Annotated in this window: 12 protein-coding genes; 6 read left to right on the forward strand and 6 right to left on the reverse strand. The window is 59.8% G+C overall.

Annotated features, from left to right (window positions below):
• Positions 1-14 precede the first annotated feature (14 nt).
• Entirely contained in the window at positions 15-440 is a 426-nt protein-coding gene (gene rraB / locus ACMWJS_RS17720) for a ribonuclease E inhibitor RraB (protein WP_023324077.1), read from the reverse strand.
• 99 nt (positions 441-539) lie between these two features.
• Between rraB and argL the strand changes: the two genes are divergently transcribed.
• From argL to xynR, 3 genes are all read left to right on the forward strand, one after another.
• Positions 540-635, forward strand: a complete 96-nt coding sequence (argL, locus tag ACMWJS_RS17725) for a putative translational regulatory protein ArgL (RefSeq protein ID WP_213014347.1) — start codon at positions 540-542, stop codon at positions 633-635.
• Positions 605-1,609 carry an ornithine carbamoyltransferase gene (gene argF / locus ACMWJS_RS17730; RefSeq protein WP_414747364.1) on the forward strand — a complete coding sequence of 335 codons (1,005 nt, stop codon included), beginning with the start codon at positions 605-607 and terminating at the stop codon, positions 1,607-1,609. Before argL ends, argF (ACMWJS_RS17730) begins: the two co-directional genes overlap by 31 nt.
• A 412-nt stretch (positions 1,610-2,021) precedes the next feature.
• Positions 2,022-2,780 carry a DNA-binding transcriptional repressor XynR gene (gene xynR, locus ACMWJS_RS17735; protein ID WP_414747365.1) on the forward strand — a complete coding sequence of 253 codons (759 nt, stop codon included), beginning with the start codon at positions 2,022-2,024 and terminating at the stop codon, positions 2,778-2,780.
• A gap of 4 nt (positions 2,781-2,784) precedes the next feature.
• Here xynR and ACMWJS_RS17740 read toward each other — a convergent pair whose 3' ends face one another.
• The 5 genes from ACMWJS_RS17740 to ACMWJS_RS17760 all read right to left on the reverse strand — a co-directional run bounded on the left by ACMWJS_RS17740 (position 2,785) and on the right by ACMWJS_RS17760 (position 9,558).
• Positions 2,785-4,395 (reverse strand): glycoside hydrolase family 43 protein, encoded by a 1,611-nt coding sequence (locus ACMWJS_RS17740; RefSeq protein ID WP_414747366.1) that lies wholly within the window; start codon positions 4,393-4,395, stop codon positions 2,785-2,787.
• A gap of 11 nt (positions 4,396-4,406) precedes the next feature.
• Positions 4,407-5,789 (reverse strand): MFS transporter, encoded by a 1,383-nt coding sequence (locus tag ACMWJS_RS17745; RefSeq protein ID WP_023293405.1) that lies wholly within the window; start codon positions 5,787-5,789, stop codon positions 4,407-4,409.
• Between the two features lie 226 nt (positions 5,790-6,015).
• Positions 6,016-7,983: a xylonate dehydratase YagF gene (yagF, locus tag ACMWJS_RS17750; protein ID WP_334755770.1), complete on the reverse strand. Its 1,968-nt coding sequence runs from the start codon at positions 7,981-7,983 to the stop codon at positions 6,016-6,018.
• Between the two features lie 14 nt (positions 7,984-7,997).
• The gene (gene yagE / locus ACMWJS_RS17755; RefSeq protein WP_414747367.1) at positions 7,998-8,906 is read right to left on the reverse strand and encodes a 2-keto-3-deoxygluconate aldolase; all 909 of its coding nucleotides are present in this window, start codon (positions 8,904-8,906) and stop codon (positions 7,998-8,000) included.
• Between the two features lie 199 nt (positions 8,907-9,105).
• The gene (locus ACMWJS_RS17760) at positions 9,106-9,558 is read right to left on the reverse strand and encodes a YhcH/YjgK/YiaL family protein (protein ID WP_414747368.1); all 453 of its coding nucleotides are present in this window, start codon (positions 9,556-9,558) and stop codon (positions 9,106-9,108) included.
• A gap of 675 nt (positions 9,559-10,233) precedes the next feature.
• Between ACMWJS_RS17760 and arcA the strand changes: the two genes are divergently transcribed.
• From arcA to argF (ACMWJS_RS17775), 3 genes are read left to right on the forward strand one after another with little or no spacing between them, the layout of a single operon-like run.
• Positions 10,234-11,454: an arginine deiminase gene (gene arcA / locus ACMWJS_RS17765; RefSeq protein WP_414747369.1), complete on the forward strand. Its 1,221-nt coding sequence runs from the start codon at positions 10,234-10,236 to the stop codon at positions 11,452-11,454.
• 10 nt (positions 11,455-11,464) lie between these two features.
• Positions 11,465-12,376 carry a carbamate kinase gene (arcC, locus tag ACMWJS_RS17770; protein WP_229226647.1) on the forward strand — a complete coding sequence of 304 codons (912 nt, stop codon included), beginning with the start codon at positions 11,465-11,467 and terminating at the stop codon, positions 12,374-12,376.
• Between the two features lie 26 nt (positions 12,377-12,402).
• Positions 12,403-13,407, forward strand: a complete 1,005-nt coding sequence (gene argF, locus ACMWJS_RS17775) for an ornithine carbamoyltransferase (protein WP_008501386.1) — start codon at positions 12,403-12,405, stop codon at positions 13,405-13,407.
• Positions 13,408-13,418 lie beyond the last annotated feature (11 nt).

Raw genomic sequence — 13,418 nt, forward strand, 5'->3', positions numbered from 1 at the left:
ACCGCCTGAATCACTTAGTGGCGCACGCCGTCGTCGTCTTCGTCGATGTAATCTTCGTCGTCGCCTTCTTCGCCGTCTTCACCGTTCGGATCTTCGAAATAGGTTCCCCAGCCGTCGTATTCCACGTCAAACTTCTCGGCCAGGTTCATCAGTTGTTCGACCTGCGCGTCGATCAGCTCCGCCTTCAGCGCGCCTTCGCTCAGGATGTCGCAGCAGATGACGGTGTCGCCCTCTTCCACTTCCAGCTCTTCCGGCTCGGTCACTTCGTAACCCAGCTTGAAGGCTTCCACGGCCATTTTTTCCAGCGCGTCGAAATCATCCGCAGAGAAATGGTGCTCGATGGTGTACAGCGCGTCCGGATCGCTACCGTCTTCCAGCAGCTCTTCAATAATCAGACGCGTTTCTTCGCGTTGCTCTTCCAGTAATTCCGGGTTTGCCATGGCTCAATCCTCTTTAAAGTGCGGCAGATACTTCTATTTTCACACACGGACGGGTTTGCCTCCACCTTTGTTGGAAAGATTTGTGAAACGGGGTTGCAAATGAATAATTACACATATAAAGTGAATTTTAATTCAATAAGTGGCGTTCGCCATGTGAGGATAAAATGTCTGATCTGTACAAGAAACACTTTCTGAAATTGCTCGACTTTACCCCTGCACAGTTCACTTCTCTGCTGGCCCTTGCCGCACAGCTCAAAGCCGATAAAAAAAATGGCAAGGAAGTACAAAAACTTACCGGTAAAAACATCGCGCTCATCTTCGAAAAAGACTCGACCCGTACCCGTTGCTCTTTCGAAGTTGCCGCATTTGACCAGGGCGCGCGCGTTACCTATTTAGGGCCGAGCGGCAGCCAGATTGGGCATAAAGAGTCAATTAAAGACACCGCGCGCGTGCTCGGGCGGATGTACGACGGCATTCAGTATCGCGGCCACGGCCAGGAAGTCGTCGAAACGCTGGCACAGTATGCGGGCGTGCCGGTGTGGAACGGGCTGACCAACGAGTTCCACCCGACGCAGCTGCTGGCTGACCTGCTGACCATGCAGGAGCACCTGCCGGGCAAGGCGTTTAACGAGATGACGCTGGTCTACGCGGGCGACGCGCGCAACAACATGGGCAACTCGATGCTGGAAGCGGCGGCGCTGACCGGGCTGGATCTGCGTCTGGTGGCCCCGAAGGCCTGCTGGCCGGAAGAGAGCCTGGTCGCGGAGTGCAGCGCGCTGGCGGAAAAACACGGCGGGAAAATTACCCTGACGGAAGACGTGGCGGCGGGCGTGAAGGGCGCGGACTTTATCTATACCGACGTGTGGGTGTCGATGGGCGAAGCCAAAGAGAAGTGGGCGGAGCGGATTGCGCTGCTGCGTGGGTATCAGGTGAACGCGCAGATGATGGCGCTGACCGGCAACCGGAACGTGAAGTTCCTGCACTGTCTGCCGGCGTTCCATGACGACCAGACCACGCTCGGCAAGCAGATGGCGAAGGACTTTGATCTGCACGGCGGGATGGAAGTGACGGACGAGGTGTTTGAGTCGGCGGCGAGCATCGTGTTCGACCAGGCAGAAAACCGGATGCATACGATTAAGGCGGTGATGGTGGCGACGCTTGGGGAGTGATTGACTCCTCTGCGGTCTGGTGCCCTCACCCCGGCCCTCACCCCCGGGGAGTGGCAGAAAACCCCCCCCGTAGGCCCGTGCAAGCGAAGCGCCGCCGGGCGAATCAGGCGGTGATGCGGCCTGGTGCCCTCACCCCGGCCTTCTCCCACGGGGAGAGAGAACACCCAACCCGTAGGCCCGTGCAAGCGTAGCGCCGCCGGGCGGATCAGGCGACGATGCGGCCTGATGCCCTCTCCCACAGGGAGAGGGAGAGCACCCAACCCGTAGGCCCGTGCAAGCGAAGCGCCGCCGGGCGAATCAGGCGACGATGCGGCCTGATGTCCTTTCTCCCACAACCCGCTCTACTTAATTGATTTTTCACCCCGAAAAAGGTACGTTTTCGCCTCAATTCCAGCGTGGACATGCCAGCATTATGCCGATTATTCAGTCTGTTGAACGTGCGTTGCAGATCCTCGACCTGTTCAACGAGCAGGCCACCGAGCTTAAGATCACCGACATCAGCAAACTGATGGGGCTGAGCAAGAGTACCCTCCACTCGCTGCTGAAAACTCTGCAGCTTCACGGCTATATCGATCAGAACCCGGAGAACGGCAAATATCGCCTCGGCATGAAGCTGGTCGAGCGCGGCCATTTTGTCGTGGGCTCCATCGATATTCGTCAGAAGGCGAAAGGCTGGCTGACGGAGCTGTCCCAGCGGACCGGGCAGACCACCCATCTGGGGATCCTGGACGGGCGTGAAGGGGTCTATATCGAGAAGATTGAAGGCAAGCTGGCCGCCATCGCCTATTCGCGCATTGGCCGCCGCCTGCCGGTTCACGCCACCGCTATCGGCAAGGTGTTGATTGCCTGGCTGGGCGAGGCCGAACTGAACGCTCTGCTGGAGGGCTATCAGTACACCACCTATACCCCTTCCACCCTCGCCTCTCGTGAAGAGCTAATGGCCGCCCTGACGCAGACCCGCGAGCAGGGTTACGCCCTGGATAGCGAAGAGAACGAGCAGGGCGTGCGCTGCGTGGCGGTACCGGTGTGGAACCACGAATCCCGCGTCATCGCCGCCCTGAGCCTGTCGACGCTGACCTCGCGCGTGGACGACGCAGAGCTGGCCCGCTTCCGCGAGCAGCTTCAGCAGGCCGGGCTCGAGCTGTCACGCGCGCTGGGCTACCCGGCCTGAGCCGTTAAACCGGCTCGTAGGTGAAGTAGTCAAAGTCTGCGTGGCAGCCATCTCCGCTGATGTCCTCGCAGTGCAGCCCCACAAACGCGCCGGTAAAGAAGCCGCGCCCGCCGATGTAGTCATCCGACAGTTTCCACGCCTCATACGTTACCGGCACGGTGTGCCACGTCTCGCCGTCGAACGAGTAGCTGTAGCGGTAAACCAGCGTATCCACGTCCACACGCAGCCAGACGCTCTCCGCATGTTCCGGCACCGGAATCGGCTGCTCATGCAGCGGCCACGACGGCACGTTGTGGTCGAGCTGGATCACCTTAATCGTTCTGCCCTGCCCCTCCTCGTAGTCCACAAAGCAGTAGCTCCAGTTTTTGCTGTTGTAGTAGCAGGTCAGCCCCGCGCTCTGCTGGAAGTGAACCGGCGAGAACTGCATCCGCGTCTCCGCCCGGAAGGTGAAGTGCTGCCAGCGGCGCGCCACGGTTGACTGGGTAAAGGTCGAGTTGAGCGAGTCGTTGCCGTAGAGCCGTAAGTAGCCCGGGCGCGAGGTGAGCGAGCCGAGGGTGTCGTCGAACGGAATGCGCAGGGTCTGCAACTCCGGGGCGAGCGAACTGGCGTCGAAATCCTCCCGCCAGATGCCCTGAACGGCTGCAGGCTGCTCCGCCACCTGCGGGCCTTTCACGGTCAGCTGCGCGTGCTTGCCGCCTTCCACGTACGGCCAGCCGTCGCGCCATTCAATGCGGGCGATACCGGTCTCGCGCCCCAGCGGGCAGTAGCCACGCCCGCCGGAGGCCAGCAGCGGCACGCCGGGCAGGCGCAGCGGGCGGCTGGTGAGGTAGGCCATGAACCACTCCCCCGTGTGGGTCTGCAGCAGCGAGCCGTGGCCGCTCTTCTGTAGCGGGTTCTCCGGCAGGTGCCAGCTGGTCATCATCGTCACGTCCGGGTGCAACTCGTACGGCCCGTCGATGTTTTTGGAACGCAGCACCACGACGGCGTGCTCGTAGCTGGTGCCGCCTTCGGCGACCATCAGGTAGTACCATCCCGCGTGGCGATAAAGGTGCGCCCCCTCGGTGTAGCAGAGCGGCGTGCCGGTAAACAGGGTTTTACGCTCGGGCGAGAGCGTCCCGGTCTGCGGGTCAAATTCCTGCATCACGATGGTGTTGTGCGGGTTGCTGTGGTGGCGCGGCCCCCACGGGCGGTAGAGGTAATATTTGCGGCCATCGTCGTCATGGAACAGGGACGGGTCAAACCCGCCGTTGCCCATCGGGATCGGCTCGCTCCACGGTCCCTCGATGGACGGCGCGGTGACGAGGAAGTTGCGGCCGTTTTTCCACGGCGAGTCGACAATCTTTACGTCGGTGTAGAGCAACCAGAACCTGCCGTCGGCGTAGCTCAGGCACGGCGCCCAGATGCCGCCGGAGTCCGGGTTGCCCTTCATGTCCAGCATCGACACGCGGTCCAGCGGGGTGCTGACCAGCGACCAGTTTTTCAGGTCGCGGGAGTGGTAGATGCGCACGCCCGGGAACCACTCGAAGGTCGAAGTGGCGATGTAGTAGTCCTCGCCCTGACGGCACAGGGAAGGATCCGGATTGAAGCCGGTCAGAATAGGGTTAGTGATTTGCATAGTGCCTCCGGTTAATGGGATGCGGCTGTCGCAGCGTCGGGAACGGCCTCGCCCTGCGCCGCGCGGTGCTTGATCAGCTGCTGGCTGATGGCCTCCACGCGGGCGTCGGTGAGCTTGTAGAACGACAGCATGATGAACATGCCCGCGTAGAGCACCACCGGCACCACGCAGAACAGGATTTTGATGGTGGTCAGCACCTCGACCGGCTGCACGCTGCTGCTGGCAGAGTAGTTGACGTACGCCAGGATCCAGCCCACCACCGCCCCGCCAATCGCCAGGCCAATCTTCAGGCTGAACAGGTAGGTGGAGAACACCAGCCCGTCGAGGCGGCGCCCGCTGCGGCTCTCCTCGTAATCCACCACGTCAGAGGCCATCAGCCACTGCAGCGGCGTGGTGGTGTTAAAGACGAACAGGAACAGGATGTTGAGGGCGAAAATCAGCGCGATATGTTCCGCCGGGGTGACGAAAATCAGCAGGCTGATCAGCGAGTAGGCGACGATGATCCACTTGAAGGCGGTGACGCGGTCGAAGCGCCCCAGCAGGCGGGAGGAGCAGAGCGAGCCAAACATGGTGGCGAGGCTGCCGTAGAGTAAAAACTGGGTCGCCATCTCCGGGTGATCCATCACGTATTTGACGAAGTAGAGCGTCGCCCCGCCGCGCACCACGTTGGAACAGGTCGCCATCATCTTGAACGCGCACATGATCCGCCACTGGCCGTTGCCGAGCAGAAGCTTGAGATCTTTCGCCACCGACGAGCCCGGCTGCACCTCAAAGGTGTAGCGCTCTTTGGTGGTGAAGAAGCAGACGTAGAGCAGCACCACGCCGGTCAGGCCCAGCACGCACATGGCGCCGAAATAGCCCACCTGCTCGTCCCCTTTGCCGATGATGCTCACCAGCGGCAGGGCAATGCCGCTGATGGCGAGCGATCCCGCCGCCGCCAGGAAGAAGCGCCAGGACTGCAGGGCGTGACGCTCTTTCGGGTCGGCGGTGATGACGCCGGGCATGGCGCAGTAGGGCACGTTAACGAAGGTGTAGACCAGGGTCAGAAGAATGTAGGTCACGCAGGCGTAGATGATTTTGCCCTGCGCGGAGAAATCCGGCGTGTAGAAGGTCAGCACGCAGACGATGCCAAACGGGATGGCGCCCCACAGCAGGAACGGGCGGAACTGGCCGTGCCGCGTGCGGGTGCGGTCGACCAGCAGCCCCATCAGCGGGTCGGTCACGGCGTCGAGCACGCGGGAGATTAAAAACAGCGTCCCCATAATGCCCGCCGACAGGCCAAAGACGTCGGTGTAGAAGTAGGCCAGCAGGAACATGGTAGCCTGCCAGACGAAGCCGCAGGCGGTGTCACCCAGCCCGTAGCCAATTTTGTCTTTCATGGTTAATTGCGTCATCAGAATTACACCCTTATGTAGTGTGCTGAATTACAACATCGTGTTAATGGAGTGTAATGAGCTGTTCAATTAACCAGCAATGGTCATATCTTATTTCTGAATTACGTTATTTTGCTTTTGTGACGCCAGCGATATATCACAACTTATTGTTTAAATTGATAAAACAAAGACAAGCAAAAGCCGTCCACGGAATATATTCCGTAGACGACAATCGCCTGATAAATAATTAAATGCCGAGCGCTTTTTTACCGGCGTTAATTACCTCGATAATTTTATCGGTGTCATAAATACAGCCTTTCCAGGTGCCGCCGCTGACCGACTGTAATGCTGCCCACAGGCGGGTGTCGTCCGGCAAAAAGTCGTGGGCGTGCAGGTCCGGGTGCGTCTGCCGCATTGCCAGCTCGCGCGCGCCCTCCTCCGGCGTCAGCGGGTTATCCGCCGTGCCGATAAAGTTCACGCTGCCTGTTAATGTCAGCCGGTCGACGGCTATCTCGATAATGTCGTTATCGCGCAGCTTGCCAATCGGCCCGCCCGCCAGCGCCTCCGGCGACACGTGGCCGAAGCAGGCGCCTGTCGACACGCCCGAGAAGCGCGCATCGGTGATTAACGATACCGTCTTGCCCCACGAGATATGCTTCAGCGCGGAGGTAAGCTGATAGGTCTCTTCCATGCCGGTGCCGGACGGCCCGCCGCCGATCACCACCATGATATCACCCTGCTTGATCTCTTCCCGCTTGATGGCCTTGATCGCCTGCGCTTCCGAGACAAACACCCGCGCCCGGCCGGTGTGGCGGTAAACGCCATCTTCACCGACGACCGACGGGTCGATCGCCGTGGCCTTGATCACCGATCCTTCCGGGGCGATGTTGCCCGTCGGGAAACAAACCGTCGAGGTCAGCCCTTTCGCTTTTGCCTTCTTCGGCGGCAGGATCACGTCATCCGGATCCACGCCATCCTGCTCGCGCAGGCACTGGCGGAAGCGCGCCCGGCGTTCGGACGCCTGCCACCAGTCGAGGTTTTCGCCCACCGTCTGGCCGGTCACGGTCATGGCGTCCAGATGCAGCAGGCCAAGATCGCGCAGGTGAAGCATCACCTCCGGCACGCCGCCCGCGAGGAAGGCGCGCACGGTTGGGTGATAGTCCGGGCCGTTGGGCAGCACGCTGACCAGGCGCGGCACCCTGCGGTTGACGCGCGTCCAGTGCTCTACGTCCGGGATTGTGCAGCCCGCCGCGTGGGCGATGGCCGGAATGTGCAGCAGTAAATTGGTCGAGCCGCCGAACGCCGCGTGGATCACCATGGCGTTTTCGATGGCTTTGTCAGTCAGGATATCGCGCGTGGTGATGCCGCGGTTATCCAGCTCGCTGACCGCCCGCGCCGACTGGCGGGCGATCTCCAGCCACACCGCCTGTCCGGACGGGGCCAACGCGGAGTGCGGCAGCGCCAGACCCAGCGCTTCCGCGACCACCTGCGAGGTGCCCGCCGTACCGAGGAACTGACATCCGCCACCCGGCGAGGCGCAGGCGCGACAGCCCAGCTCGGCGGCCTCCTGCAGGGAGAGTTCGTGGTTGGCAAAGCGCGCGCCAATGGTCTGCACCTTGCCCGCGTCTTCCCCCACGGTTGGCGGCAGCGTCGCCCCGCCCGGCACCAGAATGGTCGGCAGGTCGTGCATCGAGGCCAGGGCAATCATGGTGGCGGGCAGCCCTTTATCACAGGTGGCGACGCCAATCACCGCCCGACGCGTCGGGAGGGAACGGATCAGGCGGCGAAACACGATCGCCGCGTCGTTGCGGTACGGCAGTGAGTCGAACATGCCGTGCGTGCCCTGAGAGCGCCCGTCGCACGGATCGCTGACGAAGGCCGCAAACGGGATCCCGCCGTTGCGGGTGATCTCCTTCGCCGCCGCCTGCATCTGCATGCCGATCTCCCAGTGGCCGGTGTGGTAGCCCAGCGCGACCGGGCGTCCGTCCCCGGCGCGGATGCCGCCCTGGGTGCCGATAATCAGCACCTCTTTGCCGGTCAGCTTGTTGGCGTCCCAGCCCATCCCGGCGTTCTGCGTCATGCCGAACAGGTTGCCGCTGGGGGATTCCATCAGCATCTGCGGGGTCAGTGGCAGCGCGCCCTGCGGCCCCGCCGCGTGGGTGATCACCGCATAAAACGCATCGTCCTGTGGGGTGAAAATCTTCTCGATGGTCATGGTTATCGTCCGGCTCAGCAGAGCTTGAGCTGTTGCAGCAGGGTTTTCAGCTGCGCCTTGCGCGGCTCGTCCAGTGGTGACGCGGGCGGCAGCACGTGCGTGGAGATCGGGCGGCCGCAGAGCACAATCGCCTCTTTAATAACGTTCACAAACGGCGTATCCAGCTGATACATCTGCGGGATTTGCAGTAAGGTCTGATGATACTCAGCCGCTTTCGCCACGTCTTTATCCCGCCAGGCTTTCAGAAGATTCACCGACACCTGCGGAGCAAAGTTGACGCTCGCCGAAATCGCCCCGTCGCCGCCGAGCAGCAGGGTATTGAACAGATGATCGTCGTAGCCGCAGAGCACGGTGAAGTGCGGGTGAGCGGCTTTGACGGTGTGGATCATGCTGCGCAGGTGGGCGACGGAGTCGATGGTGTCTTTGATGCCGACGATGTTGCTGCGCGAGTCGGCCAGGGTTTTCACCAGCGCCGGGGTCAGATCCTGCCCGGTCAGCGCCGGGAAGTTATAGAGCATCACCGGCAGCGTGACGCTGTCGGCCACCTGCTCGAAATAGCGGATCAGGTTCGCTTCCGACACTTTCCAGTAGTAAGGGTTGATCACCACGATGCCGTCCGCCCCCGCCTGCTGCGCGTGCTGGCTGAGCGCAATGGTTTCCCGGGCGTTGGTGCCGCCGGTGCCGATCAGGACCGGTACGCGACGATCGACATGATCGATAGCAAATTTGGCAATGGTTTTACGCTCTTCGGCGCCGAGCTGGGAAAATTCGCCGCCGCTGCCCAGGAAGAACAGGCCGTCAACGCCTGCCGCGATCAGATCGTCGATCAGCGCGGCGGTACCCTGCTTATCGAGCTGGCCATCGGCGGTAAAAATGGTGGAGACAGGGGGAATGATTCCCGTAAACAACGCGGACTGCGGCATGAGATCTCCTTGTTGAATCATTTTGTTCTACATTATAGAACATCGTTCGTTAAATTAACGATCATACTATGACGCAGGAAAAGCGCAGGTAAATGAGAGATGGAGAGGGAGTGCGGGAAATTTAAGCTGGATCACATATCTTCTCCCCTCACCCCGGCCCTCTCCCCTGTGGGGAGAGGGTTAGGGTGAGGGGTAAGGGTTACTCTACAAGCATCTTCACCACAACTTTCCTGACCTTAGCAGGTGCCCCCACCGCGCACAGCGGCTTGTGCACCTCACCCGGCCAGAACACCACAAAATCCCCTTCGCTCAGCACCACGGTTTTCTCCTGCTCACCTTCCGGCAGGAAGGCGATGTCTTTGTCCGCCAGCCAGTCGGTGTCCGGCGTGCCGGGCGGCAGGATGCTGAATGTCATCCCTTCCTGACCCTTCATCACAATCTGAATATCCAGATAGCGCGCGTGGTACTCGGCGCGACGCTCGGCGAACGGCTGGGTTGTATCTTCAGAGACCAGATAAAACAGGCTGTTGCCGCTGATGTCGTGTTTCCCGAGCGGCGTGGCGTCGGTGACGTGGGCTTTAACATGCTCAATGGCCTGTCGCAGTTCGTCAGGCAGCCAGGAGTGCAGATGGTGGATGTTGCCGATAATCATCAGAAAACCCTCGATATAAAACAACGTTTCATTTTCATCTTTTATACGAGAATCCTGGCTGCCATACCAGCGCTTTTTAGACGGGTTTTGCGCGAACGCATGTTTATCGGGAATGGTGTTAATTTGCTGTTAAGCCCTCGCAGGCATTTATGCAGCCATTATGCATATCTTCAGTTCTTCGTTATCACGGCCTTGCGCTAACTTACTGATCGTCATGCCTTAACAACAAAACTCGCTACAGCTTCACATTTTATCACTTTGATAATTTGCTATTAAATTCAATAAATATTTATTGATTTTCCTTAAGCCAAAAATAGTTAATTATCAATATTGCATAGCCATTCTCCGTCGCCTTTAAATGCAATTAAAATCAATGGCTTAACAAAATATTTCAAAGCATGAAATTCTACAAAACACTAACAACTACAAATAATGACAACGGATAGTGCTTAGCTATTCACCTCGCCAGAATAGCCAATTAATCATTATCTGATGCGAATCATGCAAATGAAAACAAACCGCTTAATATCCATTTTCGCGTGAGCAACATCACAATACGGATTATTTAACTGCCTAGTATGAATTACGAAATCAATTGAGCTTAGCCGCCATGAAATTAAATGCATCACATGGCGCATGCCCTTTTTATTCTGAAAAACAGTTAAAGGAATAATTATGGAAAAGCATTACGTCGGTTCTGAAATTGGTCAATTGCGTAGCGTTATGCTGCACCGCCCAAATTTAAGTCTGAAACGTTTAACGCCATCGAATTGTCAGGAGCTGCTTTTCGATGACGTGCTCTCGGTTGAGCGGGCGGGTGAGGAGCATGACATCTTCGCAAACACGCTGCGCGAGCAGGGTGTGGAAGTCCTGCTGTTGACCGACCTTCTGACACAATCCCTTGATATTGCAGAGGCGAAAGCCTGGCTGCTGGAGACGCAAATCTCTGATTATCGCCTCGGCCCTACCTTTGCCGGCGACGTTCGCGGCTGGCTGGCGGATATGCCGCACCGCGAACTGGCGCGCAGGCTGAGCGGCGGATTAACCTACAGTGAAATTCCGGCGGCCATTAAAAATATGGTGGTGGATACCCACACGGCGAATGATTTTATTATGAAGCCGCTGCCAAACCATTTATTTACCCGCGATACCTCCTGCTGGATCTATAACGGCGTCTCTATTAACCCGATGGCCAAACCGGCGCGTCAGCGTGAAACCAATAACCTGCGGGCAATATATCGCTGGCACCCGGCGTTCGCCGACGGCGATTTTATTAAGTATTTCGGCGATGAGAATATTAATTACGACCACGCCACCTTAGAAGGCGGTGACGTATTAGTGATTGGCCGCGGCGCGGTATTAATCGGCATGTCCGAACGCACGACGCCGCAGGGCGTGGAGTTCCTCGCCAACAGCCTGTTCAAACACCGTCAGGCCGAGCGCGTGATCGCCGTTGAGCTGCCAAAACACCGCTCCTGCATGCACCTCGACACCGTCATGACCCACATCGACGTGGATACCTTCTCCGTCTACCCGGAAGTGGTGCGCAAAGACGCCCAGTGCTGGACGCTCACCCCGGACGGACGCGGCGGCCTGCTGCGCACCCAGGAAACCGACCTGCTGCACGCCATCGAGAAAGCGCTCGGCATTAACCAGGTACGTCTGATCACCACCGGCGGCGACGCCTTTGAAGCTGAACGCGAGCAGTGGAACGACGCCAATAACGTGCTGACTATCCGCCCCGGCGTGGTGATCGGCTACGAGCGCAACGTCTGGACCAACGAGAAGTACGACAAAGCGGGTATCACCGTGCTGCCCATCCCGGGCGACGAACTCGGACGCGGCCGCGGCGGCGCGCGCTGCATGAGCTGCCCGCTGGAACGCGACGGAATTTAAAGGAGCCATCATGGAACGAAAACCCACTCTGGTTGTGGCCCTGGGCGGCAACGCGCTGCTCAAGCGCGGCGAGCCGCTGGAAGCGGAGATCCAGCGCCAGAACATCGAGCAGGCCGCCCGCACCATCGCCGGGCTGACGGCACAGTGGCGCGTGGTGCTGGTACACGGCAACGGGCCGCAGGTCGGGCTGCTGGCGCTGCAGAACAGCGCCTACGACAAAGTCACGCCCTACCCGCTGGACGTTCTCGGCGCGGAAAGCCAGGGAATGATCGGCTACATGCTCCAGCAGGCGCTGAAAAACAATCTGCCGCAGCGCGAGGTGAGCGTCCTGCTCACCCAGGTGGAAGTGGACGCCGCCGACCCGGCCTTCAGCAACCCGACCAAGTACATCGGCCCGGTCTACAGCGAAGCCCAGGCAAAAACGCTGGCCGCGGAGAAAGGCTGGGTGTTTAAGGCCGACGGCAGCTACGTCCGCCGCGTGGTGCCCTCTCCGCAGCCGAAGCGCATCGTTGAGAGCGACGCCATCACGGCGCTGATCCAGCGCGACCACCTGGTGATCTGCAACGGCGGCGGCGGCGTACCGGTGGTGGAACACGCCAACGGCTATCACGGGATCGAAGCGGTGATCGACAAAGACCTCTCCGCCGCCCTGCTGGCGCGCCAGATCGAAGCCGATGCCCTGCTGATCCTCACCGATGCCGACGCGGTATACCTCGACTGGGGCAAACCGACCCAGCGTCCGCTGGCGCAGGTGACGCCGGAGCTGCTCAGGGGCATGCAGTTCGACGCCGGATCGATGGGGCCGAAAGTGGCCGCCTGCCGCGAGTTCGTTGAAGCCTGCAACGGCATTGCCGGGATCGGCGCACTGGCCGACGGCGCGGAGATCCTCGCGGGCGAGAAAGGCACGTTGATTCGTAACTGAACACTCATTTTAAAAAGGATTTAGCCATGACCATCAACCTGAAAAACCGCAACTTCCTGAAACTGCTGGACTACACCCCGGCGGAGATCCAGTACCTGATTGACCTCGCCATTGAGCTCAAGGCCGCCAAAAAAGCCGGGCGCGAGAAGCAAACCCTGGTCGGGAAAAATATCGCCCTGATCTTTGAAAAAACCTCCACCCGTACCCGCTGCGCCTTCGAAGTGGGCGCGTTCGACCAGGGCGCGCAGGTGACCTATCTCGGCCCAAGCGGATCGCAGATTGGCCATAAAGAGTCGATGAAAGACACCGCCCGCGTGCTGGGCCGCATGTACGACGGCATCGAATACCGCGGCTACGGGCAGGCCATCGTCGAAGAGCTGGGCGAGTACGCGGGTGTGCCGGTGTGGAACGGCCTGACCGACGAGTTCCACCCAACGCAAATCCTCGCCGACCTGATGACCATGCTGGAGCACTCGCCGGGCAAAACCCTGCCGGAGCTGAGCTTTGCCTATCTCGGCGACGCGCGCAACAACATGGGCAACTCCCTGATGGTCGGCGCGGCCAAGATGGGGATGGATATCCGCCTCGTCGCGCCGAAATCCTTCTGGCCGGAAGCGGGGCTGGTTGAGCAGTGCCGCGCCATCGCGAAAGAGACGGGCGCGCGCATCACCCTCACCGACGACGTGGAAGAAGGCGTGCAGGGGACCGATTTCCTCTACACCGATGTGTGGGTCTCCATGGGCGAGCCGAAGGAAGCCTGGGCCGAGCGCGTCAGCCTGATGAAGCCGTATCAGATTAACGCCCAGGTGATGAAGGCCACCGGCAACCCGAACGTCAAGTTCATGCACTGCCTGCCGGCGTTCCACAACGAGCACACCAAAGTGGGCCGCGAGATCGAGATGGCGTACGGGTTGAAGGGGCTGGAGGTGACGGAAGAGGTCTTCGAATCACCGAACTCCATCGTCTTCGACGAAGCAGAGAACCGCATGCACACCATTAAAGCGGTCATGGTGGCGACACTCGGCGACTAATCACCGCCCGG

This window comes from Enterobacter sp. HK-058-C-ECC (assembly GCF_047531125.1).
In the GTDB taxonomy this organism is placed as follows: Bacteria; Pseudomonadota; Gammaproteobacteria; order Enterobacterales; family Enterobacteriaceae; genus Enterobacter; species Enterobacter quasiroggenkampii.